The sequence below is a fragment of the Rhodanobacter ginsengiterrae genome (assembly GCF_050026815.1).
Taxonomy (GTDB): domain Bacteria; phylum Pseudomonadota; class Gammaproteobacteria; order Xanthomonadales; family Rhodanobacteraceae; genus Rhodanobacter; species Rhodanobacter ginsengiterrae.
The window spans coordinates 18,027-44,837 of sequence record NZ_JALBWO010000036.1; the positions used below are offsets into that span (position 1 = coordinate 18,027).

The following is a 26,811-nucleotide window of genomic DNA, read 5'->3' on the forward strand; positions in this document are numbered from 1 at the left end:
AGGCCGCCACCATGCTACACAAGGCCTTATCCAGACGAAATGCCGCCCCATGGATCGCTACGAACGCATATTGACCCTGCACCGGTTGTTGAAATCGGCGCACTACCCGATTCCGTTGTCGCGACTGCTGGGCGAGCTGGAATGCTCGCGCGCCACGCTGTATCGCGACGTGGCCTTCCTGCGCGATGCGTTGCGTGCGCCGATCGAAAGCGCCGGCAACGACCAGGCGGCCTTCCGCTACGAGCTGGGCGAGGGCGAGAAGTTCGAGCTGCCAGGTTTGTGGCTGACCTCCGATGAACTGGCCGCACTGCTGGCGCTGAACGAATTGATCGGCCGTACCGGACCCGGCGTGCTGGCCGGTGCGCTGGCGCCGTTCAAGTCGCGCATCGAGGGCCTGCTGTCCAACCACGACAACGGCAAGGCCTTGCCGATCGAGCGGATCCGGGTGATTCCCTGGGGCGAGCGCAAGCTCGACCAGCAAGTGTTCCGCACCGTGGCCGGGGCGGTGCTGCAGCGCAAGCAGCTGCGCTTCCGCTACCGCGCACGCACCACCAATGCGGACAGCCGGCGCACGGTGTCGCCGCAGCGGCTGACCCACTACCGCGACAACTGGTATCTGGACGTGTGGGACCACGATCGCGAGGCGCTGCGCAGCTTCGCGGTCGACCGCATCGTCGAGGCGCAGACGCTGGAGGCAACCGCCATCGACGTCACCGATGCCGACCTCAACGAGTTGCTCGCCTCCAGCTACGGCATCTTCGCCGGCAAGCCGAAGGCCTGGGCAACGATCCGTTTCTCATCGCACGCGGCGCGCTGGGTGGCCGACGAGCACTGGCATTCGCAGCAGAAGGGCGAGTGGCTGCCCGACGGCAGGTACGAACTGAAGCTGCCCTATTCCAACTCCAAGGAGCTGCTGATGGACGTGCTCAAGTACGGCCCGGATGCGGAAGTGATGGCGCCGATGTCGCTGCGCGAGGAGATGAAGATCCTGCTGCAGCTGGCGCTGGGCGGATATCAATAGGGCGGGGAACGGGGAACAAGAGCTTTGCAGCTCCACGCTCTGCCTGTTCCCCGTTCCCCGCTTCTACGGATGAAACGGCCAGAACTGCGGAATCAGCCACATCGACAGCGCGCAGAAGATCAGGATCAGCGGGATGCCGACCTTCATGAAATCGGTGAAGCGATAACCGCCGGCGTAATAGACCATGGTGTTGGTGGGGTAGCCCACCGGGGTGGCGAATGAGGTGGCGGCGGCGAACGCCACCGCGACCACGAACGGCCGCGGGTCCACGTGCATGGCGTGGGCAACCGACACCGCAATGCCCACCATCAGCACCACCGAAGGGTTGTGGCCCATCAACTCGGTGAGCAGGGCGGTAAGCAGGTAGATCATCAGCAAGGCAGCCAGCGGACCGTGGTCGCCGACCGCGCCCAGTCCCATCTGCACCAGTTGCTGCGACAGGCCGCTGCGCTCGATCGCGATGCCCAGCGGCAGGATCGCGCCCAGCAGCACGATGATCTTCCAGTCGATGCCTTCGTAGACGTCCTTGCGGCCAAAGCAGCCGGTCAGCGCCATCGCCACCGCGCCGCAGATCGCGGCGATCGGGATCGGCAGCCAACGCAAGCCCGAGGCGACCACCACGCCGGCCATGATGGCCGCGGCGTAGAGCGCCTTGCGCGGCGTGCGATGGGCTTCCTCGCGCTCGCTCAGCACGATGAAGGCCTCGTCGTTGCGCAGGTTGGACAAGGCCTCGTCGTCGACCAGCACCAGCAGCACGTCGCCCACCGCCAGGCTGACGTCACTGAGCTTGTCGCGCAGCAGCTGGCCGCGCCGGTGAATGGCCAGCGCGACCGCGTCGTAACGCCATTTCAGGCCGGTCTCGTCGAGGCGACGATTTTCCATCGGACTGGCCGGCGCGATCATCAACTCGACCATCACCCGCGAGCGACCGTCACCCTTGGCATAACGCCGGTCCGGCGCATTGCGCAGGCCGGCGCGACGCTGGAAGTCCTCGATCTTTTCCCAGTCGCCGCGCACCAGCAGCACGTCGCCGACGGTGATCTCCTGGCTGCGCGGCGACCACATGCGCTTCTCGCCCCGCAGCAGCTCCAGCGGATAGACGCCATAGCGCTCGCCCAGCCGGGCATCGGCAATGCTGCCGCCGAGCAGTGAGGACTGTTCGGTCACTTCGAGCTCGGTGACGTATTTGCCGATGTCTTCCTGCACCGGCATCTGGGTGTCGACTTCGCGCGGCAGCAGCCAGCGCCCGACCAGCATCAGGTAGACGATGCCGACCACCGCGAGGATCACGCCCATGCGGGTGAACTCGAACACGCCGATCGCGTCCATGCCGTGCTTCTGCGCCAGCGTGTCGGCCAGCAGGTTGGACGAGGTGCCGATCAGCGTGCATACGCCGCCCATCTGCGCGGCGTAGGCCATCGGCATCAGCACGCGAGCGGGCGAGGTGTGCGTGCGCTGGCACACGCGCAGGGCCAGCGGCAGGAAGGTGGCGACCAGCGCGATGTTCTTGACGAAGGCGCCCAGCGGCGCGATCGCCAGCATCAAGGCCAGGGTCAGCACCCAGGGCCGCTTGATCCGCATCAGCCAGCGGCTCAACGGATCCAGCGCGCCGGAGCGCTCGATGCCCAGGCTCAAGGCGAACATCGCCGCCACCGTTACCGTGGCTTCGTTGCTGAAGCCACTGAGCGCTTCCACCGGGGTGACGATGCCGAGGATCACCAGGGTCGCCAGCACCAGCAACGCGACCAGGTCGATGCGCAGTTTCTCGCTGGCGAACAGCGCCATCGCCAGCACGATCACCGCCACGGTCGCCCATGCCTGCCAACTCATGCGGCGCGCCTTGGCGCGCATGTGCGGGCCGGCAGACGTGTCGCGCGGGATGGGAAATGGGTCATGCAGGATTCCGGGTTCGTTGCCGCAAATCTGTTGCCGCGGCCTTGTTCATACTAACCAGCCGTCGCCACGCTCGCTCGCCGTCCGCGCAGCTTGCCCACGGCAACGCCTGTATTTCGTGATTGAATGCCTGCCATGAAAGCACAACTCATCGATGGCCCGTCCGGCGTCAGCGAGCCGCACGCCGGAACGCGCAAGCCCACCGTGGCGTTGGCCTTGGGCGCCGGCGGCGCCAAGGGGCTGGCGCATATCGGCGTGATCGAGGAGCTCGAAGCGCAGGGCTACCAGATCGTGGCGATTGCCGGTACCTCGATGGGCGCGCTGATCGGCGGCATCCATGCCGCCGGCAAGCTGGCGGTCTACCGCGAATGGGTCTGCGCGCTGGCCAAGCTGGATGTGCTTCGGCTGGTCGACTGGACCTTCACCGGCGGCGGACTGATCAAGGGCGAGAAGATCATCGAGACCATGCGCGGCTTGATCGGCGACGTGCAGATCGAGGAACTGCCGCTGGCCTTCACCGCGGTCGCCACCGACCTCGAAAGGGGGCGCGAGGTGTGGCTCAGCCGGGGCTGCCTGTTCGATGCGATCCGCGCATCGATCTCGATTCCCACGGTATTTCGGCCGCACCTGATCAACGGCCGGCGACTGGTCGATGGCGCCCTGCTCAACCCGGTGCCGGTGACGCCGCTGATCCGCGAGAACGCCGACTACACGATTGCGGTGAGCGTGGACGGGCCGGCGCTGACCCGCCCCCCGCCCGAACCGCCGATCCGCGACGCCCATGCGCAGTCCGGTTATCGCCAGCGTATCGGCGAGTTCATCGGACGGATGATTCCGCACGGCGAGAACCAGCCACGCGAGCCGGGCACGCTCGACCTGCTGGCCCAGGCGATGGACCTGATGCAGGCGAACCTGGCGCGGCTGCGGCTGGCCGCCTACGAGCCGGACCTGCTGATCGAACTGCCGCGCAACATCGCCAGCGCCTACGAGTTCTATCGGGCGCGGGAACTGATCGAGATGGGCCGCCTGCAGGCACGCACCACGCTGGCCAGCTGGCCACGGGCGGGCACACCCCAGCGCGAGCCCTGAGCCGCGGCGGGTCAGCGCGGACCGTGCGAGTGCAGCCAGTTTTCCAGATAGGCCTTCAGCGCCACCGCGTTGTTGTGTTCCTCATCGCGCGCGCCGTAGAGCAGGGTGAGCGGGTGCCGCGTGGCGCGCTGGGCGAGCGGCTGCCAGTGCTCGGCGAGCCGGTCCAGTTCGCCGGCGTAGCGATGGCGGAAACCGTCCCACCGCGCCGGGTCGTGCCCGAACCATTGCCGCAAGGCGGTCGACGGCGCCAGCTCCTTCGCCCACAGGTCCAGCGGCACGGCATCCTTCTTCAGGCCACGCGGCCACAGTCGATCGATCAGCACGCGATAACCGTCCGCCGCGGTGGCCAGCTCGTAGACGCGTTTGACGGCAATGCTCATGGGCGCGCTCCCGATGCTCCGGATCAGCCGGGGACACCGCCCAGCATACGAGCTTCGGCCTCCGCCGAGGTGATCTGGATCAGAGTTCCTCGACCCCGGTCACCTTGCCGCGACGCATCAGCCACGCCACGCCGCGCAAGTCGGCCAGGCCAACCCACAGCCGGTCGAGCATGCCGTACTTGGACACGCCGGCGGTGCGCGGGCGGTGACCCACCGGCACGCTCTGGTTGGCAAAGCCGGCACGCTTGACCAGCGCCGGCAGGTAGCGGTGCATGTGATCGAAATACGGCAGGCGCAGGAACACCTCGCGCTCGAACAGCTTCAGTCCGCAGCCGGTGTCCGGGGTGGCATCGCGCAGCATGCGCGAGCGCACCGCGTTGGCGACCTTCGAGGAAATCCGCTTGTTGAAACTGTCGCGACGAGTAGTCCGCCAGCCGGCGAACAGGCGCACCTCGGCCGGCGCCGCGTCACGCGCAGCCAGCAGCTTCGGAATGTCGGCCGGATCGTTCTGGCCATCACCATCGAGGGTGGCGATCCACGGCGACCGCGCGGCGCGCACGCCGTTCCACACCGCCGTGCTCTGGCCGCTGCGGGTCACATGGTGCAACACGCGCAGTTCCGGATGGAGCGACTTCTGCGCGGCCAGCACGGCACGACTGTCGTCGCTGGAGTCGTCATCGATGTAGATGACTTCGTAATCCACCTGGCCACGCAGGGCGCTGGCGATTTCGGCCAGCAGCGGCGGAATGTTGTCACGCTCGTTGAAGACGGGGACGACGACGGAAAGTTGCGGCATGTCGATAACCTTGCGGTGTGGTGCGGGGTGTTGCCTGGCAGCTTCGGCGGGCAGAGAAGTGAGTGAAGAGGAGTGAGGAGCGAGAGAGAAGCCGGGGCAGCGCAACGCTTTTTCTCACTTCTCACTCCTCTTCAACTCACTCCTGTTCTTAATCAGCGGATCTTGGTGAGGATGCCGTCCAGTTCGTCGTTGCTGTGGTAGTGGATCACCAGCTTGCCGCGGCCGCCGCGGCCCTGGGCCAGCTCGACGCGGGTGGCGAAGCGCTCGCCCAGCTCGCGTTCCAGCGCACCGATGTTCGGATCCTGTGCCGGCGCACTCTTTGCCTTGCCCTTGGGCGCGGTCTGCGCGCGTCGCGCCGCCTCTTCGAGTTCGCGCACCGACCAGCCCAGCGTCGAGGCCTGGCGCGCCAACGGCACGGCGATCGCTTCATCAAGCGTGAGCAGGCAGCGGGCGTGGCCCATCTCCAGCTTGCCTTCGTCGAGCAGCTTCTTGATCGACTCCGGCATCTCGGTGAGACGAAGCATGTTGGACACCGACGCGCGCGAACGACCGACGGCGTCGGCGGCCTGCTGGTGGGTGAGGTCGAAATCGTCGATCAACCGCTTCAGCGCATCGGCCTCTTCCAGCGGGGTGAGGTCCTGGCGCTGGATGTTCTCGATCAGCGCCATCGCCGGCACGGCGGCTTCGGACACCTGCTTGATCAGCGCGGGGATTTCGCTCATCTGGGCGCGTTGCGCCGCCCGCCAGCGACGCTCGCCGGCGATCAGCTCGTAGCTGTGCTTGCCCAGTTCGCGTACCACCACCGGCTGGATCAGGCCCTGCGCCTTGATCGAGGCGGCCAGTTCGTCCAGCGCCTCGTCGTTCCAGTGCCGCCGCGGCTGGTACTTGCCCGGCTGGATCTGCTGGATCGGCAGCATGCGCAACTCGCCTTCCTGGCTCAGCACCGACGGCGTGCCCTCACCGTCGCCGCCGAGCAGGGCATCGAGCCCGCGTCCCAATCCACGTTTCTTCGCAGCAGCCATGCCTTAATCCTGGTGATTGGCGGCCGGCGCCTTGAGCGTCGGGCCGCTGTCTTCGTTCGCCGGCGCGGGCGCGGGCAGTTCGAGGTCGTCGATCGGGTCGGCCGCCGTCGCACGCGACAGCCCCCGCTCGCGGCGGATCATCTCGCCGGCCAGGCCGATATAGGCGATCGCGCCACGCGAGCTGCGATCGTACAGATGGATCGGCTGGCCGTGGCTGGGCGCTTCGGCCAGGCGCACGTTGCGCGGGATGATCGAGCGCAGCACCTTGTCGCCGAAATGCTGGGTGAGCTGGGCCGACACCTCGTTGCCGAGGTTGTTGCGCACGTCGTACATGGTGCGCAGCAGGCCTTCGATCTCGAGCTTCGGGTTGAGCCGGTGGCGCACCGCCTTGACCGTGTCGAGCAGGCTGGACAGGCCCTCCAGCGCGAAATATTCACACTGCACCGGAATCAGCACGCCGTCGGCCGCGGTCAACGCGTTGAGGGTCAGCAGGTTCAGCGAGGGTGGGCAGTCGATCAGGATGGTGTGGTAGTTGTCGGCCACCGTGGCCAGCAAGTCCTTCAGCCGATGCTCGCGCGCCAGCGCATCCATCAGCTTCAGCTCGGCCGCGGTGAGGTCGCCGTTGCCGGGCAGCAGGTCGTAGTGCGCCTCGGTGGGCACGATCGCGGCGGCCAGCGTCACTTCCTCCAGCAGCACTTCGCAGCCGCTGGCCTGGATGTCGCGCTTGTTGACGCCCGAGGCCATGGTGGCGTTGCCCTGCGGATCGAGATCGATCAGCAATACCTTGCGCTTCGCCGCGGCCAGCGCCGCGGCGAGGTTGACGGCCGTGGTGGTCTTGCCGACACCGCCTTTCTGGTTGGCGACAGCGATGATGCGGGCCATGGATGGATAGCTACCGTTCGCGAAGGACGGCTAGATTAGCATTGCCGCCGCAGCTTGCCTGCCCGGGCGCGGCCGGCCTCAGGCGCCGATCCGGCTGCCGCTCTCGGCGTCGAACAGGTGCAGCCGTTCGGCGACCAGACTCAACGGCACCTGGCTGCCGGGTTCGGGCAGGGTTCGCGGCGACACCCGCGAGACCAGTGCCTGACCGCCGTAGCGCAGATTCAGGAAGACCTCGTTGCCGACCGGCTCGAGCACTTCCAGCAGCGCGGTGAACGCCGGCGTGCCGGCCGGCGGCGGCTGCAGGTCTTCCGGGCGGATGCCCAGCACCACCGGGCGGTCGCGCCAGGGCTGCCAGGCGGCGGCCTGCGCCGGCTCGCCCAGCGGAATCGTGCCGTGGGCGGTGACCAGCGTCCAGCCTGCCTCGCGCCTCAGCGTGCCGTGCAACTGGTTCATCGCCGGGCTGCCGACGAAGCCGGCGACGAACAGGTTGGCCGGCTTGTCGTACAGGTTCATCGGGGTGTCGATCTGCTGGATCACGCCGCCATCGAGCACCACGATGCGCTGGCCCAGGGTCATCGCCTCGATCTGGTCGTGGGTGACGTAGACCATGGTGGCCTTGAGCTGGCGATGCAGTCGCGCGATCTCCACCCGCATCGACAGCCGCAGCTTGGCATCCAGATTGGACAGCGGTTCGTCGAGCAGGAACACCTTCGGATCGCGCACCAGGGCGCGGCCCAGCGCCACGCGCTGGCGCTGTCCGCCCGACAGGCCGGCCGGGCGCGCGGCCAGCCGGCTTTCCAGCTCGAGGGTTTTCGCCGCAGCGGCCACCCGCCGGTCGATCTCGGCCTGCGGGTGGCCGCGCAGCTTCAGGCCGAAGCCCAGGTTTTCGGCCACCGTCATGTGTGGATACAGCGCGTAGTTCTGGAACACCATGGCGATGTCGCGGTCCTTCGGTGCCAGCTCGTTGACCATGCGCCCGTCGATCGACAGCGTGCCGCCGCTGATCGTTTCCAGGCCGGCGATCATCCGCAGCAAGGTGGTCTTGCCGCAGCCCGACGGCCCCACCAGCACCAGCAGTTCGCCGTCGGCAATCTCGAAACTGGCGCCGGCCACGCCGACGTGACCGTTGGGGTAGACCTTGCGCAACTGGTCCAGACGCACGACCGCCATGGGTATCTCCGGTGGGGGCGGCCATCACGACCGGGAATCGTCTTCTGCTGCCGCCACAGCATGCACTGCCCTGCACAGCGGCGAAACATTCGGCTATTCTGCCCATGTAATCGTTTACATCAAGCACTTTGATTGCAGGTATCCCGATGACCCGCCCCAGCTTCCGCTTTCCCGACGGCTTCCATTGGGGCGCCGCCACCTCGGCCTACCAGATCGAAGGCTCGCCGCTGGCCGATGGCGCCGGCCCCAGCATCTGGCAGCGTTTCGCGCACACGCCGGGGATGATGGCCAACGGCGACACCGGCGACGTGGCCTGCGACCACTACCACCGCTACAAGGGCGACGTGCAGCTGATGAAGGCGCTCGGCCTGCAGGGTTACCGCTTCAGCATCAACTGGGCGCGGGTGTTGCCCGAGGGTACTGGCCGGGTCAATCCGAAGGGGCTGGATTTCTACTCGCGGCTGGTCGACGAACTGCTGGAGAACGGCATCGTGCCGAACGCCACGCTGTTCCACTGGGACTTGCCGGCGGCGCTGGACGACCGTGGCGGCTGGCTCAATCGCGACGTCGCGCACTGGTTTGCCGAATACGCCGAGGTGATGTTCAAGGCGCTGGACGACCGCGTGCCGCGCTGGGCCACACTCAACGAGCCCTGGGTGGTCACCGATGGCGGCTACCTGCACGGCGCGCTGGCGCCGGGCCATCGCAACAAATACGAGGCGCCGATCGCCGCGCACAACCTGATGCGCGCCAGCGGCGCCGGCGTGCAGGCCTATCGCGCCCACGGCAAGCACGAGATCGGCGTGGTGTTCAACATCGAGCCGAAATACCCGCACTCCGACAGCGCCGAGGACCTCGCCGCCACGCGCCGTGCGCACGCCTACATGAATGAGCAATTCGCCGATCCGGCGCTGCTCGGCAGCTACCCGCCGGAGCTGAAGGAAATCTTCGGCGACGCCTGGCCGGATTTCCCCGAAGACGATTTCAAACTGACCCATCAGAAGGTCGATTTCGTCGGCATCAACTACTACACCCGCGCGGTGGTGAAGCACGACGCGAACGCCTATCCGTTGCAGGCGGTGCCGGTGCGCCAGCCGAACAAGACCTATACCGAAACCGGCTGGGAGGTGTTCGAGCAGGGCCTGACCGACACGCTGACCTGGTTCAAGCAGCGCTACGGCGACATCCCGCTGTACATCACCGAGAACGGTTCCGCGTTCTACGACCCGCCGGTGGCCGAGAACGGCGAGCTCGACGACCCGCTGCGCAGCAACTACCTGCGCAAGCACCTGAAGGCACTGCACAAGGCGATCGAGGCCGGGGTGGACCTGAAGGGCTATTACGCCTGGTCGTTGATGGACAACCTGGAGTGGTCGCTGGGTTTCTCCAAGCGCTTCGGCCTGTACCACGTCGATTTCGCCACCCAGCAGCGCACGCCCAAGGCCACCGCGAAGCTGTATGCCCAGGTGATCGAAAGCAACGGCGCCATTCTGGACGATTGATCCGGTGAATCAGGCGCGACCGAGCACCAGCAGGTGACGCTCGGCCGGAAGTCCGGGCACGGCCAACTCGTGCGTGCTGCGCACTTCGAATCCGGCTGGAATGCCCGGCAATTCGTCGTCCGGCCGCTTGCCCTTCATCGCCAGCCAGATCCCCTGCGGCGCCAGCAGATGGCCGCCCCAGCCGAGCATGTCGGCGAGGCTGGCGAACGCCCGCGCGGTGACGCAGTCGAATTGACCCTGGACGTCTTCGACGCGCGACTGTTCCGCGCGAACACCTTCCAGCTTCAGCGCACGAATCGCCTCGCGCAGGAAGCGCACCTTCTTGCCATTGGAATCGACCAGCAGGATCTGCCGACCTGGCGCGGCGATCGCCAGCACGATGCCGGGCAGGCCGGGACCGGTGCCCAGATCCGCCAGGGTCTGGCCCTGCACGTACGGCAGGATCGCCAGCGAATCAAGCAGGTGCCGGGTGACCATCTCGGCCGGGTCACGCACGGCGGTGAGGTTGTAGGCGGCGTTCCAGCGCTGCAGCAAGGCCTGGTAGTCGAGCAGCCGGGACACCGCCTCGTCGGGCAGCTGCAGACCCAGCGCGGCGACGCCTTGTTCGAGTCGTGCCTGCAGGGCGTCGCGGCTGGTCATCGGTTCACTCAGGTGACGTGGGGCCGCAAAGTATCGACGGCCGGCGGCCGCCGTGCCAACCCCGCCGGAAAAAAGAAACCCGCCGAAGCGGGCTCAATAGCAGCAATTCCCCTGCGGCGCGGGCGTTCTCGGACGCCCTGGCGCCATCCCCGACTTCAGGCCGCGTCCAACTCGACCCGCGTGACCATCATGCCGCGCTCGCGCAGCGCACTGTTCAAGGACTGTTTCACCCGTGCACCGAGGTCGCGACGATTCGCGCCATCGGCGGCCGGCTCGTTGCGCAGTGCTTCGCGCGCACCGCGGCGAATCAGCTGATCGACCTGCTCGAACACCGCATCGGCCCGTTCCGGCTCCAGCACCTGCCAGTACACGGTGCCGCGCAGGTCGCCGGCATCTTCCAGTGGCGCGTCCAGCCGCAGCGTCTGCCCGGCCAGGTTGATCTTGTGGGCCACCCGATCCAGCAGCGGCAGCACCAGATGCGTACCCGCCTGCAGCACCCGCACCAGCTTGCCGCGGCGATACAGGCTGTAGACCTGACCCGCAGGCACATGCCGCACCGCGCTGGCGGCCAGCACGGCGGAAACAAGGAGCAGCAGGGTCAGAAGGGTGGTCATGATCTGGAAAAACAGCAAGTTGTCTATGATTTGTTGAAAAGTTTTGAAGCTTCAGGATACAGCTGCCTGAGTCCACAAAGATTAACCTTCATTTAACGGCGTAACGCAAAACTTAACAAGTGGCAGCATGCGGCGCTCGGCGGACGCCGGTCACAGAATCACCAGGTCCCTGAAAACACATGCCTGGATCGTGCCAACGCGTCGATTGCTGCACTGCTCAAACAAACGGCTCATTCGCTTGCCGCCCGGCACAAGGCCTCTGCCAAAGACCGGCGCCGGCAACTGGCCGGGCCTGCCGCAGCGCAGCAGACCTTCACGTTTTACAAGCTCTTTACAATGCTCCATGAAAACGTTTACGTTGGCGCCGCGACACGGTTTCCGTGTCTGTGGGGCAACCTTCATGTCGACAGCAACCATCAAAGATGTGGCGCGCGAGGCCGGGGTATCGGTGGCCTCGGTATCGCGTGCGTTGAACGGAGGCCAGGGAGTTACCGCCGAGACCGGCGCGCGCATTCTCGCCGCCGCCCAGCGGCTGCGCTACGTGCCGCACGCGGCCGCCCGCATGCTGATTACCCGCCGCACGAACACCGTGGGCGCCTTGTTGCCGGACCTGTATGGCGAGTTCTTCTCCGAACTGATCCGTGGCATCGACCTGGCCGCGCGGGCGCGCGGGCTGCACCTGCTGGTGTCCAGTTCCCACGATGACGCGGCGGAGGCGGCCGCGGCGCTGCGCGCGATGCAGGGGCGGGTCGACGGCCTGCTGCTGATGTCGCCGCACGCCGATGCCGACTTCCTGCGGCAGAATCTGCCGCAAAACCTGCCTACCGTGCTGATGAACACTAGGCTGTCCGGCACCGACTATTGCGCCTTGTCGGTCGACAACGATGGCGGTGCGCGGCTGATGGTCGAGCACCTGCTGGCGCTGGGTCGACGGCGCATCGTGTTCATCCAGGGGCCATCCGGCAACCGCGACGCCACCCAGCGCGAGCTTGGCTACCGCGAATCCCTGGCCAGCGGTGCTCCAGACAGCCCGGTGAGCATGTTGCGCGGAGACTTCAGCGAGGAATCCGGGTTTCGCGCCGGCCAGCAGGTGCTGGCGATGCAGCCGCGGCCGGATGCGGTGTTTGCCGCCAACGACATGATGGCGATCGGCTGCATGGCGGCGTTGCGCGAGGCCGGCCTGCGCGTGCCGCAGGACGTCGCCGTGGCGGGTTTCGACGACGTGCCGATGGCGCGCTACGTGACGCCGGCGCTGACCACCATCCAGGTACACATCGCGGAACTCGGCAGCCAGGCCATGGCCTGGCTGGGCGAGCAGCTCGACAACCCTGACGGCGTGCGTGCCGGCACCCGTCGCCTGGTCGGCGCCGAACTGGTGGTGCGGGCGTCTTCCGCCCTGCCGCCGGCCTGACCGGTACATCGAACATCGGCGCTGGATCGCGCCGGAAGGAACCGTACCCGACAAGGTCGGTTCGACGCAGGCAACCCCGATGGCGGTTCGCCCGCACCAGCACGGCAGCATGAAGGCAGAGCGTTCCACCATCTTGCAACGATTACGGGAGAGGGTCAGGTCATGGTCAATCAACGCACGTTATCCAGGCACATCTCGCTGGCACTCGCCGGCCTGCTGGTCACCGCGCTCACGCTGCCGGGCGCCCACGCCCAGACCAGCACGGCGGTCCTGCGCGGGCATGTCAGCGCACCACAGGGAGAAATGCCCACCCAGGTGGTGGCCACCAATACCGCCAACGGCTTCGTCAGCAAGACCAAAGTCGGTGCGGACGGCAACTACACCCTGGCCGGCCTGGCGCCGGGCAGCTACACCATCGTGGCCAGCGGCAACGGCAGCAGCGCCAGCCGCACCATCACCGTGCAGGTCGGCCAGGCGCTCAGCCTCAACCTGGATGCCAGCGCCGGCACGGCTGGACCCAGCACCAGCAACGCCACCAACCTGCAGGGCGTCTCGGTGAGCGCCACCACCCTGGTCGAAACCCGCACCTCGGAAGTGGCCACCAACATCAGCCAGAAGCAGATCCAGCAACTGCCGCAGAACGAGCGCAACTTCCTCGATTTCGCCAAGCTGGTTCCCGGCGTGACCACCTCACGTGACCCCAACCTGAAAACCTTTTCTGCGGGCGGTCAATCGGCCGAGAATGTAAACGTTTTCATCGACGGTGCCAGCCTCAAGAACAACGTGCTCAAGGGCGGCATCGCCGGGCAGGATTCCACCCGCGGCAACCCGTTCTCGCAGGAAGCCGTGCAGGAATTCCGCGTGCTGACCAACAACTACAAGGCCGAGTACGAGCAGGCCGGCACGGCGATCATCACCGCGGTCACCAAGTCGGGCACCAACGACTTCCATGGTTCGGCCTACGACTATTACCAGAACCAGTCGATGATCGCGCAGAACTCGTTCGACAAGAAAAACCACGTCAAGAAGCCCGACTACAAGCGCGAGCAGCGCGGCTTCACCCTGGGCGGCCCGATCATCAAGGACGTGGCGCAGTTCTTCATCAATTACGAGGAACGCAAGGACACCGCCAACAACACCGTGCAGATCAACGACCCACGCTTCGCGCAATACAACGGCACGTTCTCGGCACCGTTCAACGAGAGGACCTTCTTCGGCAAGTTGAGCTGGCAGCCGAACCACGACAACAACATCGACCTCAGCCTGACCACCCGGCGCGACAGCGAGCAGCTCGGCTTCGGCGGCAATACGGCCTATACCGCACGCAGCAACCGCAAGAACAACGTCGACGACCTGTTGCTGAAATGGCAGACGCGTGGCGACAACTACACCAACGACCTGCTGCTCGACGCTGGCAACGCGAAATGGCATCCGACCTCGGCCGTGTCCGGCGGCGTGCGCTCCATCTACGACCCAGGCATCGCGGTGATCGGCGCCGGCAGCGACCAGCAGGACAAGGGCCAGAACCAGCGCACCTTCCGCGACGACTTCACCTGGTTCGGCCTGTCCAACCACACCATCAAGGCCGGCATCAAGTACGCCGCCTACGGCATCACGCTGGAACAGAACAGCGCGACCGTGCCGACCTACTATTTCAGTGAGGATGCGGCCTACCCCGGTGGCTTCAACAGCCCGTACCAGGCGGTCTATTCGCCCACCGGCGCCAGCGCCAACCTGCACACCAACCAGCTGGGCCTGTATGTGCAGGACGACTGGGACATCACCGAACGCCTGCAGTTGAACCTTGGCTTGCGCTGGGACTACGAGACCAATGCGCTGAACAAGGATTACGTCACGCCGGACGCGCAAATCCCCACGCTGGAATACCTGGGCCTGCAGAACTACATCAGCAACGGCCACAACCGCGACGCCTACAAGGGGGCGATCCAGCCGCGGCTGGGCTTCTCGCTGGACGTCAGCAAGGACGGTGACCAGAGCACCACGATCTTCGGTGGCGCCGGTCGCTACTACGACCGCACGCCGTTCGACTGGATCAGCCAGGAGGAACTGCATTCGCTGGTACCCAATTACACCTTCAGGTTCAGCCCGGGCGGTGTCACTCCGGGCACCATCGCGTGGGATCCGAGCTATTTCACCGCGCAAGGCTTGAACGGCCTGCTGGCGTCCGGTGCGGCCGGCTTCAGCTCGGAAATCGACGTGGTCGACAACAACACCAAGCCACCGCACACCGACCAGTTCAGCCTCGGCATCCGCCAGGTGATGGGTGACTGGAACGCCTCGCTGACGCTGGCCCGCGTGCTCGGCTACGACCAGTTCACCTGGATCTGGAATCGCCTGCCGGAACCCGGCTTCGTGCTCAATCAGATGCCGGGCAGCCCGTACGGTGTAGTGCTGCACAACACGAACAAGAAGACCCAGTCCAGCAGCGTGCTGGTCAGCATCGACAAGCCCTACACCGAAGCGTCGGGCTGGGGCGTAGGCCTGGCCTATACCTACCAGCGCGCGCGCCAGCAAGGCGGCGACAACTATTCGCTCGACTATGTCGCACCGGCCGGCTATTACGCCGACCATGTGGGCGAGAAGCAGCACCTGGTATTGAACGGCATCGTGCGCGGCCCGTGGGATACCCGCCTCAGCGGCATCTTCACCTACGGTTCCGGCCTGCCCTACGACTACTTCGCCAACGTGCCGGGTTGCGACTACAACTGCATCTTCTACAAGAACGGCAAGTACGGCCAGAAGTACCTGAACCTCGACCTGTCGGTGGCCAAGACCTTCCGCTGGGGCGAAAGCCAGGCGCTGGAACTGCGCTTCGACGTGATGAACGTGTTCAACCGCGATGTCGACAACGGCTACATCAACAATCAGTACAACTGGGGCACGCTGAACCCGAATCCGGACTTCGGCAAGGCCACCAGCGCCGACCCGAACCAGACCCGTCGCTTCCAGGTGGGTGCCCGCTATTCGTTCTGATCCACGCGCAACCATGGCATGACCGCTTCACCCGTCCACCCCGTGCGGACGGACGTCCAGACGTCCACCTGAACCTGCCTCCCTCAGCAGGTTCAGGTGGCGTCGATCCACCAGGTACAGCAGACCGATCATGATGTTTCCCCACCGGCCCGCATGGCTTTCCTCGCTTCTTCTCGGCTTGACCCTGGCGCTGGCGGCTCCCGCCAGCCCGGCCTGGCAGGCCCGGCCCGCTCCCGCCACCACCGCAACCCGCAGCGCGCACCACGTACCCGCGCTGGTCAACGATCTCGAACAACGCACCTTCCGCTTCTTCTGGGACAGCGCCGATCCCGCCAATGGTCTGGTGCCCGATCACTACCCGGGCGAATCGTTCTCCAGCATCGCCGCGGTCGGTTTCGGCCTGACCGCCTATGGCGTGGGGGTGGAGCGTGGCTACATCAGCCGTGAGCAGGCGGTCGAGCGCACGCTTGCCACCCTGCGCTTCTTCGATACCGCGCCGCAAGGCGACAGCGAGGACGACGACAGCGGCTACCACGGCTTCTTCTATCACTTCCTCGACATGAAGAGCGGCAGGCGCTTCGCGCGCTGGACCGAAGTGTCCACGGTGGACACCAGTTTGCTGCTGGGCGGCGTGCTGTTCGCGCAGTCGTACTACGATCGCAACACGCCGGCCGAGAAGGAAATCCGCACGCTGGCCGACCGCATCTACCGCCGCGTCGACTGGCCGTGGGCGCAGGTGCGTCCGCCGCTGATCAGCATGGGCTGGACGCCGGGCGGCAAGTTCATCCCGCACGACTGGGAGGGCTACAACGAGGGCATGCTGATCTACGTGCTGGCGCTGGGTTCGCCCACCCACCCGGTCGGCGCCGATGCATGGGCCGCGTGGACCGGCACCTACGACCGCAGCTGGGGTGAGTTCGGCGGCCAGCAGCTGCTGAACTTCGGCCCGTTGTTCGGCCATCAGTACAGCCATGTGTGGATCGACTTTCGCGGCATTCGCGACGCGTGGAACCGCCAGCATGATCTGGACTATTTCGAGAACAGCCGCCGCGCGGTGATCGCCCAGCGGCAATACGCGATCGACAACCCCGGTGGCTGGACCGGCTACGGGCCGAACGTGTGGGGACTGACCGCCAGCAACGGACCGGGCGGCATCGTGGTGGCTGGCCGGCAACGGCGCCAGTTCTACGGCTATACCGCGCGTGGCGCCGGGCTCGGCTACCTGGTCGACGACGGCACCATCGTGCCGACCGCCGCCGCCGGCTCGATCGCGTTCGCGCCGGAGCTGGTGATTCCCGCACTGGAGGAAATGAAGCGCCGCTACGGCAGCGCCATCTACAACCGGCACGGCTTCGTCGATGCCTTCAACCCCAGCTTTCACGTGCAAACGCAGCTGCGCACCGGCAAAGTGCTGCCGATGGGCTGGGTCGACAGCGAGCAACTGGGTATCGACCAGGGGCCGATCGTGCTGATGATCGAGAACTGGCGCAGCGACTTCGTGTGGAAGGTGATGAAGAAGAACCCGTACATCCGCAAGGGACTTCAGCGCGCCGGCTTCGAAGGCGGCTGGCTGGACGCGGCGGCGCCGACGCCATGATCCTGCAGGCTGGCCAGCGTGGACGATGGCTGGCCAGCCTTGCCCTGTGCAGCATGTTGCTGGGCAGTTGTGCGCGGACGCCCGACAGCCATGAACTCACCTTCTGGACCATCGGCCGCGAAGGCGAAGCCATCACCAAGCTGCTGCCGGCGTTCGAGCGCGCGCATCCGGACATTCGCGTGAAAGTGCAGCAGCTACCGCTCACGGCCGCGCACCAGAAGCTGCTCACCGCCTTCGCCGGCGGGTCCACGCCGGATATCAGCCAACTCGGCAATACCTGGCTGGCGGAACTGGCGGCACTCGATGCGCTGGAGCCGCTGCAAACGCGGGTCGACCATTCCGCGGTGGTGCAACCGCACGACTACTTCGTCAGCATCTGGGCCACCAACGTGATCGACGGCACCCTGGTCGGCGTGCCGTGGTACGTCGACACGCGGCTGCTGTTCTATCGCCGCGATCTGCTGAAGGCGGCCGGATTCGATGCGCCGCCGCGTACCTGGGCGCAGTGGCGGCAACAGCTCGCCGCGCTGAGCCATCCGGCGCAGCATCGCTACGGCATCCTGCTGCCGACCAACGAATACGAACAGCTGATGTCGCTGGCGCTGCAACAGGCCGATCCGTTGCTTCGCGATGGCGGTCGCTACGGCAATTTCGAAAGCGCCGGTTTCAAGCGCGCGCTGGCGTTCTACGTCGACACCTTCCGGTTGCAGCAGGCGCCGGCGATCACCAATGTCGAGGCCGGCAATCCGTGGACGGAGTTCGGCCGCGGCGTGTACGCGTTCTACCTGTCCGGCCCGTGGAACATCGGCGAATTCCGCTCGCGCCTGTCGGCGGCGCAACAGGCCGACTGGGCCACCGCCCCGCTGCCCGGTCCGGACGGCCCGGGGATCGGCGTGGCCGGCGGTTCCAGCCTGGTGATCTTTCGCCGCTCCAGGCACAAGGATGCCGCCTGGCAGCTGATCGAATACCTGTCGCAACCGTCGGTGCAGCAGCAGTTCTACGAGTTGCTTGGCGACATGCCGCCGCGGCGCAGCTCATGGGAAGGCGGCGCGCTGCGCGACGATCCGCAGGCACGCGCCTTCCGCCAGCAACTGGAACAGGTGAAGCCCGCACCGGCGGTGCCGGAGTGGGAGCGCATCGCCAACGAGATGCAGCTGGTAGCCGCCGAGGCGATCGCCGGCCGGCTGACGATCGACCAGGCCGCCGCCGAGATCGATCGCCGCGCCGACGCGATCCTGGCCAAGCGGCGCTGGGTGCTCGATCACGGCGCGCAGCCGAAGGCGCCCGCGCGATGAACGGGCAGCGCACCGCGTGGTTGTTCCTGGCGCCGGCGCTGGTGGTGCTGGGCGTGTTCTTCCTGCTGCCGGTACTGGCGGCGTTGGCGCTAAGCCTGACCGACTACGACCTCTACGCCTTGGCCGACATCCGCAACCTGCGCTTCGTCGCGCTGGGCAACTACTGGGAGCTGTTGCATCGACCGCTGTTCTGGTCGGCGCTGGGGCATACGGTGTATTTCGTGGCAGTGGGTGTGCCGCTGTCGATGGGCGCGTCGCTGGGTGCGGCGTTGCTGCTCAACTCGCCGCTGGCCAAGGCCAAGCCGTTCTTCCGCACTGCGCTGTTCGCGCCGGTGGTGACCACGGTGGTCGCCACCGCGGTGATCTGGCGCTACCTGTTCAACACCAAGTACGGCATGGCCAACTATGTGCTGGGTCTGCTCGGCATTCATCCGGTGGACTGGCTGGGCGATCCGCACTGGGCGATGCCGACCATCATCGCGTTCGCGGTGTGGAAGAACTTCGGCTACAACATGATCATCTTCCTCGCCGGCCTGCAGGCGATCCCGCCGGATCTGTACGAAGCCGCGCGCATCGACGGCGCATCGCCCTGGCGGCAGTTTCGCCACATCACCCTGCCGATGCTGAAACCGACCATGCTGATGGTCGGCATCCTCACCGTGTCGGGCTATTTCCAGCTGTTCGCCGAACCCTACGTGATGACCGAGGGTGGCCCGCTGCAAAGCACCGTCAGCGTGCTGTATCTGATGTACGACGAGGGCTTCAAGTGGTGGAACCTCGGCTCCGCGTCGGCGGTGGCGTTCCTGCTGTTCCTGATCATGTTCGCGGCGACCCTGCTGATGCTGAAGCTGTCGCGCCAGGGTGAGCATTCTGACGGAGGGCAGGCATGAACCCGCGGCTGGCCAGGGCGTTGATCAACGGCTTGCTGATCGGGGTGGCCGCCGTCGCGCTGTTCCCGCTGCTGTGGATGCTGTCGGTGTCGTTCATGGCGCCCGGCGCCGCCAGCGCGCTGCCGCCGCCGTTGCTGCCGCGCCATGCCGGCTGGGGCAACTACCTCGAGCTGTTCGTGCATGCCGGCATGGGCCGCTACCTGCTCAACAGCCTGCTGGTCGCCGGCACCATCACCGCGCTGTCGCTGGCCTGCAACCTGCTGGCCGGCTACGCCTTCGCCAAGCTGCGCTTCGCCGGTCGCGAGCGGCTGTTCCAGGCCTTGCTTGGCGCACTGGTGATTCCCGCCCAGGTGGCGATGCTGCCGCTTTTCCTGCTGCTGAAGTACATGGGTCTGGTCAACAGCTATGCCGGCGTGGTGGTGCCGGCGCTGGCCACCGTGTTCGGCATCTTCCTGGTGCGCCAGTACGCGCGCGGCATCCCCGACGAACTGCTCGAGGCGGCGCGCATCGATGGCGCCGGCGAGGGCCGCATCTTCCTGCAGATCGTGCTGCCGCTGCTGAAGCCGATCGTCGTGACCCTGGCGATCTTCACCTTCCTCGCCGCCTGGAACGATTTCATGTGGCCACTGATCGTGCTGACCGGGCAGGAGCATTACACCTTGCCGATCGGACTGGCCTCGCTGGCCCGCGAACATTCGCAGGACAGCGAACTGATGATGGCCGGCTCGGTGGTCACCGTGCTGCCGGTGCTGCTGCTGTTCCTGTCGCTGCAACGCTATTACCTCGAGGGGCTGCTGCTGGGCAGCGTGAAGGGTTGAGGACATGACGCCGTGAGCCCCGACGGGTACCGCCATGCGCTCCTCTCCCTGCGTGCAGGGGGCAAATCGGCAGGAATGCCGATTTGCACGGCGCCCGCCGCCCGAAGGGTGAGGGCCATGGATGGTCCGAATGAAGGCCGGGCGGGGGTTCGCTCTTGCCGTGCAGCCCTGCTCGCACTGCTCTTCATGCTCAACCCCGTACACGCCACCGTCCCCCACACCCTCGACGACTTCACCCAACCGTCGGCCTGGCAAGCCATCGCCACCGACGACATCAGCGCCACCCTGCGCCCCAGCCAGGGCCCGCACGGCAAGGCGATCTGCCTGGACTTCAACTTCAACGGTGTGTCGGGCGGTCCCGGCCTGCGCCGCACCCTGCCGATCACCTTCCCGTCGAATTGCACACTCTCGTTCGCTGGGTTGCGCGCAGCGAGGAGGTGCTGAACCTGTCGCGCTACATCCCGTTTCCGGCCTGGTTGCGCACCCTGTCACTGGACCTTGGCGACGATGCCACGATGGCGCGCCTGCATGCCCAGTCGCCGCTGGCCAACGCAGCAAGCATGCAGCGCCCGCTGCTGCTGATTGCCGGCGGCGAGGATCACCGGGTGGCGATCCGTGGCGTGATCGCCTATGCCGCGCAGCTGCAGTTGCTGGGCCGCGATGTCAGTCTGCTGGTCGACGCCGAAGCGGGTCACAGCAACGAGGACCCGCTGGCCAAGGAAGCGATGTTCTATCTGATCGAGCGGCTGCTGCAACGTCACCTGGCCGGCGCCAGTGCGGCGCCGCCGGACGCCGCCTTGCGCGAGTATCTGCAACGGAATCTGCGCCTCACCGGAAAGGATCTGCGCGGCGAATAGGTGGCCTTGCCGTCCTGTCGCGACAACCAGGACGGCGAGGTACTTGTGCTCAGAACTTGCCGGCGCGGAAGTCGGCGATCGCCTCATGGATCTGCTCGGGCGTGTTCATCACGAACGGCCCGTAGCGCGCCACGCTCTCGTTGAGCGGCTTGCCGGCCACCACAAGCAGGCGTGACGGCTGATCCGCGCCGGCCAGTTGCAGCTGCCCGCCTTCGGACAACACGCCCAGCTCACTGCGCTGCAGCAGCTCGCCGCCGACCAGCGCCGCATCGCCCTCGAACACATAGGCGAAACCGTGGTGGCCCGCGGGCAACTGCAGGGTCAGTTGCGCGCCGGGCTGCAGGCTGATGTCGAGGTAGACCGGCGCGGTGACGATGCCTTCGACCGGACCGGTGGCACCGGCCAGTTCGCCGGCGATCACCTTCACCTCGACGCCTTCGGCCGGATGCACCACCGGAATGCGCTCCGGGCCGATGTCCTGGTAGCGTGGCGCGGTCATCTTGTCTTTCGCCGGCAGGTTCACCCACAGCTGGAAGCCCCACATCAGGCCGTCTTCCTGCTGCGGCATTTCCGAATGCAGGATGCCGCGGCCGGCAGTCATCCATTGCACGCTGCCCGGCACCAGATCTCCACGGTTGCCGTGGTTGTCACCGTGCTGCATGTGGCCGGCGAGCATGTAGGTCACCGTCTCGAAGCCGCGGTGCGGATGCTCGGGAAAGCCGGCGATGTAGTCACCGGCCTGGTCGGAGCGGAACTCGTCCAGCAGCAGGAACGGATCGAGCATGTCCAGCCCGGGTTGGCCGATGACGCGCTTCAGCTTCACGCCGGCGCCGTCGGAGGTGTCGGTGCCGCGGATGCGGCGGGTGATGTGGCGGTCGTTCATGGCGTGCTCCGGCAAGGGAAGGATGGCCACCAAGATGGCCCCGTTCGGCCATTTGTCCAAGCGCCGACACGGGAACGGATCGTTCCAGCGGGGCAACGCCGGGGTCAGTCGAGCCAGCGGAATGCTCGTGCCAGCTCGGCCGACGCGTTTTCGAGATAGCAGCGGCCATGGGCCAGGATCACCCGTTGCGGCTGCCATGCCAGCATGCGCGCGAGGCAGGCGCGTGCTTCGGCCTTGCGTCCGGCATAGGTCAGGCGCAAGTCCAGCGGCGCCTTGCCGTCGGGATCGATCACGCCGCCGAGTCGCGCCATCCAGCGCATCGCCGTCGGCAGTTTCTCCGCTTCGAAATTCTCGATCAGGTCGGTCAGGATCAGCGTGGCGCTGGCGCGATGCAGGAAGACGGTTTCCTGCATGACCCGGCTGCCGCGGAAACGCAGCTGGTCGATCGTGACGGCCCAATCCGATGGCGGCGCATGGTCCAGATCTGCGTCGAAGGCGACTTCGATGCGCTGGCTGGCGGCGCGCTGGCGGACGCCCGGCGAAGCCCACGCCGTTGCCTGCGGATAACGCCGTTTCCACGCCGCGATATGCGCGTAGTGCAGCAAATTGGGCGAGACCAGGTGGCGCACCGGGCCGAGCGCATCGACCGCGGCGAACAGCGCTGCATCAGGGGCGATCGGCGAATGGCACCACAAGTCACCTTCGGCCAGTTGCACCACGGTCATGCGGGTGGGAAAGGGGGCACGCATGCCGAGCGCGGCCATCTGCACCAGCGGGCCGTCGACAATCCAGATCCCGGTGGCGATCGGTTTGAGGGTATTGAGGGGGGTGTACAGGCCGACTTCGGACACGACGACTCCCTGAATTCACAGCTTCCCGCAGGATCTGTTCAGTGCACCCAGTGGCCGCTGCGCTGGCGCGGTGGCACGGACTCTTCTTCCTTGCCCGGGCGCTGCTGCAGCACCATGGTCTCCACTTCGGCCTCGGTGGCGGGCTTGGCCTGCCAATACTGGTTCACCGCGCCAAGCACCGCCGGCACCTGGGCCAGGCACTCGTCGTACTCTTCTTCGCTGAGCTTTTCGAATTCGGTGTCGGCACTGAGGATGCCTTCGTCCACCGCCAGCGCCATCACCGGGCCGAGCAGTTCCATCAGCTGCGGATCCTCGGCCAGGCGGTTTTCCCACAGCGCGGCGCGCAGGTCGATGCCGCGACTGAAACCTTCGCACCAGCCGGCGGCCGACAGCATCGGGCCGCCTTCCATCTCCACTTCGCCAAGGATCGGCTCGTAGGCATCGACGTCGAGCTCGGCGCTGATCGAATCGTTGAGCTTGGCCAGCAGCGCCAGCACGCGATTGCCCTCGCCTTCATCGGCGAACGGCTCGTGCAGCACTTCATGCAGCCACTCATCGGGCAGCACCAGCAGCGGTCCGACCGTCAGCGCGCTGAGCAGGCCGTGCACGCCATCCAGCAGCAGGTCGCCTTCGCCGCTGTGCGCGCGCAGGTAGCGGTCCAATTCTTCCAGTTCGTTGTCATCCAGCGAGCTGGGCCATTCGGCTTTGGTCATGTCGTTCATAAGTCCAGTTCCAGCGTCACCGGCGTGTGGTCGGAGGGTCGCTCCCAGCGGCGCGGTTCGCGGTCGATCGTCGCCGCGGTGGCGGCGGATTTCAAAGCCTCGCCGATCAGGATCAGATCGATGCGCAAGCCCATGTTGCGGCGGAAAGCTGCCTGCCGGTAGTCCCACCAGCTGAAGTGCCCGGCTTCGGGCTGGAACAGGCGGAAACTGTCGTGCAGGCCGAGGTCGGTGATCGCCTTGAGCGCGGCGCGCTCCGGCGGCGAGCAGAGGATATCCTCGCCCCAGGCGACCGGATCGTAGACATCGCGATCGTCCGGGCAGATGTTGAAGTCGCCGAGTACCACGAGGTTCGGGTGGCGCTCCTGCTCGCGCGCCAGGAATTCGCGCACCCTGGCCAGCCAGTCCAGCTTGTAGGCGTATTTCTCGTCACCGACCGCCTTGCCGTTGACCACGTACAGATCCACCACGCGCAGCCCGCCGATGGTCGCGGCGAGGATGCGGCGCTGCGGATCGTCCAGCCCGGGGATGTCGGTGACGATGTCGCCGAAACCGCCGTGGACTTCGTCGCGAGCCAGGATCGCCACGCCATTGTAGGTTTTCTGGCCCGAATACACGGCGCGGTAGCCCGCGGCAGCCAGTTCGTCGACCGGAAACTTCGCGTCTTCCAGCTTGGTTTCCTGCAGCGCCACCACGTCGGGCTGTGCATCGGCCAGCCACTGGGTGAGGTGTGGCAGGCGCACCTTCAACGAATTGACGTTCCACGAGGCGATCTTCATCGCCACATTGTAAAGGCAAGCGTCAGCACGGGTTGTGGCGGACCGCGGCAGCCAACCACGAAACGACCGGAAATGGCGCCACGGCGCCACCTTCAGGCACTCGGGGGCGGTTTTCGGTGAGCCGGAATGCAGGTTCGGGGACGTCTGCGCAAAAAACCCACCAAAACGCCAGCAACCGGTGTATGCTGGTCGAGCAAGAGTTCCGCGTAAAGGCGAACTCCTGCTTCTATTGCGGTTCGGCGCATGTCGCCAAGAGCCGCAAATCATCCATAGCTTCAAAGGTAATGTTACATGTCGGATCGTCAGAGCGGTACAGTCAAGTGGTTCAACGACGCCAAGGGTTTTGGCTTCATCACCCCGGAAAGCGGTGACGACCTGTTCGTGCATTTCCGCGCGATCCAGGGCACGGGCTTCAAGTCCTTGCAGGAAGGCCAGCGCGTCACGTTCGTCGTCACCAAGGGCCAGAAAGGCCTGCAGGCTGAGGAAGTCCAGGTCGCCTGATTCCCTCGGGAATTGAGCGGTCTTGAAGAAACCCGCTTCGGCGGGTTTTTTCTTGCCCGGCGTTTGACCCGGTGCAGCAGGGTCACGGCAGTGACCCCGACCCTGGCCTTGCTCTCGTCTGGCCCGGTCAGGCCAGACCGTGGCTGCGCAACAGCGCTTCCGGCCTGGGTTTGCGGCCACGGAAGGCGATGAAACTTTCCAGCGCCGGCCGACTGGCGCCCACGGCCAGGAACTCGCGACGGAAGCGTTCGCCGGTGGCGCGATCGATGACGCTGCCGCTCTCCTGCGCACGCTCCTCGAACTCGCCGAAGGCATCGGCGCTGAGCAGCTCCGCCCACAGATAGCTGTAGTAGCCCGCTGCATAGCCGCCGGCGAACACGTGGCTGAAGCCATGGGGAAACCGCTGCCATGCCGGCGGATGCAGCACCGCAACCTGCTTGCGCGCCCGCTCCAGCACGGCGAGCGTGCGCGCACCTTGCGCCGGCTCGTACTCCAGATGCAGCAGGAAATCGAACAGGGCAAACTCAAGCTGGCGCACCAGGAACAGGCCGGCGTGGAAGTGGCGCGCAGCGAGCATGCGTTCGAACAGTTCGTCCGGCAGCCGCTCGCCGGTTTCGTGATGTCTGGCGAACAGGTCCAGCGCTGCACGGTTCCAGCCGAAGTTCTCCATGAACTGGCTGGGCAGTTCCACGGCGTCCCATTCGACGCCGTCGATGCCGCCGATGGAAGGCAGTGCGATGTCGGTGAGCAGGTGATGCAGGCCATGGCCGAATTCGTGGAACAGGGTCAGCACATCGTCATGCGTGAGCAAGGCCGGCTTGCCGTCGGTGGGTGGGGCGAAATTGCAGGTGAGAAAGGCCACCGGCAGTTGGTTTTCCGTGCCGTCGTCGAAGCGTGCGCGACAGACATCCATCCATGCGCCGCCGCGTTTGCCGTTGCGCGCGTACAGGTCGATATAGGCGCCGGCGAACACCCGCCCGGCAACATCGCGTACATCGTAATAGCGCACCTCGGGATGCCACACGTCGACGCCATCGCGTTGTGACAGGGTGATGCCGTAGAGCCTTTCGGTGAGGCCGAACAGTCCCTCAAGCACCGCCGGCAGCGGGAAGTACGGCTTCAGTTGCTCTTCGTCCAGCGTGTACTGGCGCTGGCGCAGCTTTTCCGAGGCATAGCCGACGTCCCAGGGCTCCAGGTTGTCCAGTTGCAATTCGGCGTGGGCAAAGGCGCGCAGCGTGGCCAGTTCCTGCTGCGCCACCGGTTTCGCACGGGCGGCCAGGTCGTGCAGGAATTCCAGCACTTCGGTGGGCGAAGCGGCCATCTTGGTGGCCAGCGATTCCTCGGCGGCGTTGGCGAAGCCAAGCAGCTGCGCCGCCTCGTGACGCAGCGCCATGATCTGCTCGATGCGCTCGCTGTTGTCGAACTTGCCTGCGTCCGGACCCTGATCGGACGCGCGCGTCTGATAAGCCCAGTACACCCGTTCGCGCAGGCTGCGATTGTCGGCATAGGTGAGTACGGCCTGCACGCTGGGCTGCTTCAGGGTCACCAGGTAGCCGTCCAGCTGCTGGTCCTCGGCGTACTGGCGCAGCACCGCGCGACCGGAGTCCGGGATGCCGGCAAGGTCGCGCTCGTCGGTAACGTGTTCATGCCATGCCTCGCTGGCATCGAGTACGGCATTGGAGAACTCGGTGGAGAGTCTGGACAGCTCCACGCCGATCTCGCGAAAGCGCGAGCGCGCCGGTTCGTCGAGCGCCACGCCGGACAGCCGGAAGTCGCGCAAGGCATGTTCGACCAGCGCGCGTTCGGGCCGCGGCAGGGCCTGGAATGCCGGCGCATCGGCCAGCGCCTGCACCGCGGCGTAGAGATCGCGGTTCTGGCCCAGCTCGATCGCGTGGTCGGTGAGCTTTTCCTCGGCCGGCGCGTAGACCTTGCGCAGGGCTTCATTGTCGGCCACGGAATGCAGGTGGGAGACCGGCGCCCAGGCCCGCGCCAACCGTTGCTCCAGCCGTTCCTGGGTCAGCATCACCGTGGCGAAATCGCGTGGCGCGCCGGGCGCCAGCAGCGCGTCGATACCGGCGCGGTAGTCGGCCAGCAGCACGTCGATCGCCGGGGTGACATGCTCGGGGCGAATCTGCGAGAAGGCCGGCAGGATGTCGTCGGCCAGCAGGGGGTTGTCGTGACTCATGAAGGCTCCTGTTCGGACCATCA

25 protein-coding genes are annotated in these 26,811 nt (G+C 66.2%); 12 read left to right on the plus strand and 13 right to left on the minus strand.

Features of this window, described 5'->3' with window-relative positions; translation table 11 throughout:
* Window positions 1–49 precede the first annotated feature (49 nt).
* Complete coding sequence (locus tag ACQGNJ_RS01870; RefSeq protein ID WP_426687533.1) at window positions 50–1,021, plus strand: helix-turn-helix transcriptional regulator; 972 nt, start codon at window positions 50–52, stop codon at window positions 1,019–1,021.
* Window positions 1,022–1,084: 63 nt separating this feature from the next.
* Here the strand turns inward: ACQGNJ_RS01870 and ACQGNJ_RS01875 are convergent, their stop codons facing one another.
* Window positions 1,085–2,851 (minus strand): SLC13 family permease, encoded by a 1,767-nt coding sequence (locus tag ACQGNJ_RS01875; protein ID WP_426687534.1) that lies wholly within the window; start codon window positions 2,849–2,851, stop codon window positions 1,085–1,087.
* 198 nt (window positions 2,852–3,049) lie between these two features.
* Here ACQGNJ_RS01875 and ACQGNJ_RS01880 point away from each other — a divergent pair, with 198 nt between their 5' ends.
* Window positions 3,050–4,003: a patatin-like phospholipase family protein gene (locus ACQGNJ_RS01880; protein WP_426687535.1), complete on the plus strand. Its 954-nt coding sequence runs from the start codon at window positions 3,050–3,052 to the stop codon at window positions 4,001–4,003.
* 11 nt (window positions 4,004–4,014) lie between these two features.
* Here ACQGNJ_RS01880 and ACQGNJ_RS01885 read toward each other — a convergent pair whose 3' ends face one another.
* The 5 genes from ACQGNJ_RS01885 to ACQGNJ_RS01905 all read right to left on the minus strand — a co-directional run bounded on the left by ACQGNJ_RS01885 (window position 4,015) and on the right by ACQGNJ_RS01905 (window position 8,253).
* Complete coding sequence (locus ACQGNJ_RS01885) at window positions 4,015–4,383, minus strand: DUF488 domain-containing protein (RefSeq protein ID WP_426687536.1); 369 nt, start codon at window positions 4,381–4,383, stop codon at window positions 4,015–4,017.
* Between the two features lie 79 nt (window positions 4,384–4,462).
* The gene (locus ACQGNJ_RS01890; protein WP_426687571.1) at window positions 4,463–5,185 is read right to left on the minus strand and encodes a glycosyltransferase family 2 protein; all 723 of its coding nucleotides are present in this window, start codon (window positions 5,183–5,185) and stop codon (window positions 4,463–4,465) included.
* Between the two features lie 146 nt (window positions 5,186–5,331).
* Window positions 5,332–6,201 (minus strand): ParB/RepB/Spo0J family partition protein, encoded by an 870-nt coding sequence (locus ACQGNJ_RS01895; protein WP_426687537.1) that lies wholly within the window; start codon window positions 6,199–6,201, stop codon window positions 5,332–5,334.
* Between the two features lie 3 nt (window positions 6,202–6,204).
* The gene (locus ACQGNJ_RS01900; RefSeq protein WP_426687538.1) at window positions 6,205–7,083 is read right to left on the minus strand and encodes a ParA family protein; all 879 of its coding nucleotides are present in this window, start codon (window positions 7,081–7,083) and stop codon (window positions 6,205–6,207) included.
* Between the two features lie 78 nt (window positions 7,084–7,161).
* On the minus strand, window positions 7,162–8,253 hold the full coding sequence (locus tag ACQGNJ_RS01905; RefSeq protein WP_426687539.1) for an ABC transporter ATP-binding protein: 1,092 nt from the start codon (window positions 8,251–8,253) through the stop codon (window positions 7,162–7,164).
* A gap of 146 nt (window positions 8,254–8,399) precedes the next feature.
* On the opposite strand from ACQGNJ_RS01905, the gene ACQGNJ_RS01910 reads away from it, so the two are divergent.
* Window positions 8,400–9,755, plus strand: a complete 1,356-nt coding sequence (locus ACQGNJ_RS01910) for a GH1 family beta-glucosidase (RefSeq protein WP_426687540.1) — start codon at window positions 8,400–8,402, stop codon at window positions 9,753–9,755.
* Between the two features lie 9 nt (window positions 9,756–9,764).
* Here ACQGNJ_RS01910 and rsmG read toward each other — a convergent pair whose 3' ends face one another.
* Both rsmG and ACQGNJ_RS01920 read right to left on the minus strand, forming a co-directional pair.
* Entirely contained in the window at window positions 9,765–10,394 is a 630-nt protein-coding gene (rsmG, locus tag ACQGNJ_RS01915) for a 16S rRNA (guanine(527)-N(7))-methyltransferase RsmG (RefSeq protein WP_426687541.1), read from the minus strand.
* 155 nt (window positions 10,395–10,549) lie between these two features.
* Window positions 10,550–11,008, minus strand: a complete 459-nt coding sequence (locus ACQGNJ_RS01920) for an SPFH domain-containing protein (protein WP_426687542.1) — start codon at window positions 11,006–11,008, stop codon at window positions 10,550–10,552.
* Between the two features lie 400 nt (window positions 11,009–11,408).
* On the opposite strand from ACQGNJ_RS01920, the gene ACQGNJ_RS01925 reads away from it, so the two are divergent.
* The 8 genes from ACQGNJ_RS01925 (at window position 11,409) to ACQGNJ_RS01960 (ending at window position 20,870) form a co-directional block, all read left to right on the plus strand.
* The gene (locus ACQGNJ_RS01925) at window positions 11,409–12,419 is read left to right on the plus strand and encodes a LacI family DNA-binding transcriptional regulator (protein ID WP_426687543.1); all 1,011 of its coding nucleotides are present in this window, start codon (window positions 11,409–11,411) and stop codon (window positions 12,417–12,419) included.
* 162 nt (window positions 12,420–12,581) lie between these two features.
* Window positions 12,582–15,413, plus strand: coding sequence for a TonB-dependent receptor (locus ACQGNJ_RS01930; protein ID WP_426687544.1), 2,832 nt, complete (start codon window positions 12,582–12,584; stop codon window positions 15,411–15,413).
* Window positions 15,414–15,543: 130 nt separating this feature from the next.
* Window positions 15,544–17,010, plus strand: a complete 1,467-nt coding sequence (locus ACQGNJ_RS01935) for a glucoamylase family protein (RefSeq protein WP_426687545.1) — start codon at window positions 15,544–15,546, stop codon at window positions 17,008–17,010.
* Window positions 17,007–18,305, plus strand: coding sequence for an extracellular solute-binding protein (locus ACQGNJ_RS01940; RefSeq protein WP_426687546.1), 1,299 nt, complete (start codon window positions 17,007–17,009; stop codon window positions 18,303–18,305). The genes ACQGNJ_RS01935 and ACQGNJ_RS01940 overlap by 4 nt, the downstream gene beginning before the upstream one ends.
* Entirely contained in the window at window positions 18,302–19,195 is an 894-nt protein-coding gene (locus ACQGNJ_RS01945) for a carbohydrate ABC transporter permease (RefSeq protein WP_426687547.1), read from the plus strand. Before ACQGNJ_RS01940 ends, ACQGNJ_RS01945 begins: the two co-directional genes overlap by 4 nt.
* Window positions 19,192–20,013, plus strand: coding sequence for a carbohydrate ABC transporter permease (locus tag ACQGNJ_RS01950; RefSeq protein ID WP_426687548.1), 822 nt, complete (start codon window positions 19,192–19,194; stop codon window positions 20,011–20,013). Before ACQGNJ_RS01945 ends, ACQGNJ_RS01950 begins: the two co-directional genes overlap by 4 nt.
* 117 nt (window positions 20,014–20,130) lie before the next feature.
* Window positions 20,131–20,457, plus strand: coding sequence for a hypothetical protein (locus ACQGNJ_RS01955; RefSeq protein WP_426687549.1), 327 nt, complete (start codon window positions 20,131–20,133; stop codon window positions 20,455–20,457).
* Window positions 20,451–20,870 carry an alpha/beta hydrolase family protein gene (locus ACQGNJ_RS01960; protein WP_426687550.1) on the plus strand — a complete coding sequence of 140 codons (420 nt, stop codon included), beginning with the start codon at window positions 20,451–20,453 and terminating at the stop codon, window positions 20,868–20,870. The genes ACQGNJ_RS01955 and ACQGNJ_RS01960 overlap by 7 nt, the downstream gene beginning before the upstream one ends.
* A gap of 49 nt (window positions 20,871–20,919) precedes the next feature.
* Here ACQGNJ_RS01960 and ACQGNJ_RS01965 read toward each other — a convergent pair whose 3' ends face one another.
* From ACQGNJ_RS01965 to xth, 4 genes are all read right to left on the minus strand, one after another.
* On the minus strand, window positions 20,920–21,753 hold the full coding sequence (locus tag ACQGNJ_RS01965; protein ID WP_426687551.1) for a pirin family protein: 834 nt from the start codon (window positions 21,751–21,753) through the stop codon (window positions 20,920–20,922).
* Window positions 21,754–21,857: 104 nt separating this feature from the next.
* Window positions 21,858–22,604, minus strand: a complete 747-nt coding sequence (locus tag ACQGNJ_RS01970; protein ID WP_426687552.1) for a DUF4336 domain-containing protein — start codon at window positions 22,602–22,604, stop codon at window positions 21,858–21,860.
* Between the two features lie 38 nt (window positions 22,605–22,642).
* Window positions 22,643–23,326, minus strand: a complete 684-nt coding sequence (locus ACQGNJ_RS01975) for a YecA/YgfB family protein (protein WP_426687553.1) — start codon at window positions 23,324–23,326, stop codon at window positions 22,643–22,645.
* Window positions 23,323–24,102 carry an exodeoxyribonuclease III gene (gene xth, locus ACQGNJ_RS01980; protein WP_426687554.1) on the minus strand — a complete coding sequence of 260 codons (780 nt, stop codon included), beginning with the start codon at window positions 24,100–24,102 and terminating at the stop codon, window positions 23,323–23,325. The genes ACQGNJ_RS01975 and xth overlap by 4 nt, the downstream gene beginning before the upstream one ends.
* 291 nt (window positions 24,103–24,393) lie before the next feature.
* Between xth and ACQGNJ_RS01985 the strand changes: the two genes are divergently transcribed.
* Window positions 24,394–24,603, plus strand: coding sequence for a cold-shock protein (locus ACQGNJ_RS01985; RefSeq protein ID WP_007809889.1), 210 nt, complete (start codon window positions 24,394–24,396; stop codon window positions 24,601–24,603).
* Between the two features lie 127 nt (window positions 24,604–24,730).
* Here the strand turns inward: ACQGNJ_RS01985 and ACQGNJ_RS01990 are convergent, their stop codons facing one another.
* Window positions 24,731–26,788 carry a M3 family metallopeptidase gene (locus tag ACQGNJ_RS01990; RefSeq protein ID WP_426687555.1) on the minus strand — a complete coding sequence of 686 codons (2,058 nt, stop codon included), beginning with the start codon at window positions 26,786–26,788 and terminating at the stop codon, window positions 24,731–24,733.
* Window positions 26,789–26,811 lie beyond the last annotated feature (23 nt).

What these genes read in the sequence shown, in the direction of transcription:
- ACQGNJ_RS01870 (WP_426687533.1), top strand. Translation starts at nt 50, where the DNA reads ATGGATCGCTACGAACGCATATTGACCCTGCACCGGTTGTTGAAATCG.
- ACQGNJ_RS01875 (WP_426687534.1), bottom strand. Translation starts at nt 2,851, where the DNA reads ATGAGTTGGCAGGCATGGGCGACCGTGGCGGTGATCGTGCTGGCGATG.
- ACQGNJ_RS01880 (WP_426687535.1), top strand. Translation starts at nt 3,050, where the DNA reads ATGAAAGCACAACTCATCGATGGCCCGTCCGGCGTCAGCGAGCCGCAC.
- ACQGNJ_RS01885 (WP_426687536.1), bottom strand. Translation starts at nt 4,383, where the DNA reads ATGAGCATTGCCGTCAAACGCGTCTACGAGCTGGCCACCGCGGCGGAC.
- ACQGNJ_RS01895 (WP_426687537.1), bottom strand. Translation starts at nt 6,201, where the DNA reads ATGGCTGCTGCGAAGAAACGTGGATTGGGACGCGGGCTCGATGCCCTG.
- ACQGNJ_RS01900 (WP_426687538.1), bottom strand. Translation starts at nt 7,083, where the DNA reads ATGGCCCGCATCATCGCTGTCGCCAACCAGAAAGGCGGTGTCGGCAAG.
- ACQGNJ_RS01905 (WP_426687539.1), bottom strand. Translation starts at nt 8,253, where the DNA reads ATGGCGGTCGTGCGTCTGGACCAGTTGCGCAAGGTCTACCCCAACGGT.
- ACQGNJ_RS01910 (WP_426687540.1), top strand. Translation starts at nt 8,400, where the DNA reads ATGACCCGCCCCAGCTTCCGCTTTCCCGACGGCTTCCATTGGGGCGCC.
- rsmG (WP_426687541.1), bottom strand. Translation starts at nt 10,394, where the DNA reads ATGACCAGCCGCGACGCCCTGCAGGCACGACTCGAACAAGGCGTCGCC.
- ACQGNJ_RS01920 (WP_426687542.1), bottom strand. Translation starts at nt 11,008, where the DNA reads ATGACCACCCTTCTGACCCTGCTGCTCCTTGTTTCCGCCGTGCTGGCC.
- ACQGNJ_RS01925 (WP_426687543.1), top strand. Translation starts at nt 11,409, where the DNA reads ATGTCGACAGCAACCATCAAAGATGTGGCGCGCGAGGCCGGGGTATCG.
- ACQGNJ_RS01930 (WP_426687544.1), top strand. Translation starts at nt 12,582, where the DNA reads ATGGTCAATCAACGCACGTTATCCAGGCACATCTCGCTGGCACTCGCC.
- ACQGNJ_RS01935 (WP_426687545.1), top strand. Translation starts at nt 15,544, where the DNA reads ATGATGTTTCCCCACCGGCCCGCATGGCTTTCCTCGCTTCTTCTCGGC.
- ACQGNJ_RS01940 (WP_426687546.1), top strand. Translation starts at nt 17,007, where the DNA reads ATGATCCTGCAGGCTGGCCAGCGTGGACGATGGCTGGCCAGCCTTGCC.
- ACQGNJ_RS01945 (WP_426687547.1), top strand. Translation starts at nt 18,302, where the DNA reads ATGAACGGGCAGCGCACCGCGTGGTTGTTCCTGGCGCCGGCGCTGGTG.
- ACQGNJ_RS01950 (WP_426687548.1), top strand. Translation starts at nt 19,192, where the DNA reads ATGAACCCGCGGCTGGCCAGGGCGTTGATCAACGGCTTGCTGATCGGG.
- ACQGNJ_RS01955 (WP_426687549.1), top strand. Translation starts at nt 20,131, where the DNA reads ATGGATGGTCCGAATGAAGGCCGGGCGGGGGTTCGCTCTTGCCGTGCA.
- ACQGNJ_RS01965 (WP_426687551.1), bottom strand. Translation starts at nt 21,753, where the DNA reads ATGAACGACCGCCACATCACCCGCCGCATCCGCGGCACCGACACCTCC.
- ACQGNJ_RS01975 (WP_426687553.1), bottom strand. Translation starts at nt 23,326, where the DNA reads ATGAACGACATGACCAAAGCCGAATGGCCCAGCTCGCTGGATGACAAC.
- xth (WP_426687554.1), bottom strand. Translation starts at nt 24,102, where the DNA reads ATGAAGATCGCCTCGTGGAACGTCAATTCGTTGAAGGTGCGCCTGCCA.
- ACQGNJ_RS01985 (WP_007809889.1), top strand. Translation starts at nt 24,394, where the DNA reads ATGTCGGATCGTCAGAGCGGTACAGTCAAGTGGTTCAACGACGCCAAG.
- ACQGNJ_RS01990 (WP_426687555.1), bottom strand. Translation starts at nt 26,788, where the DNA reads ATGAGTCACGACAACCCCCTGCTGGCCGACGACATCCTGCCGGCCTTC.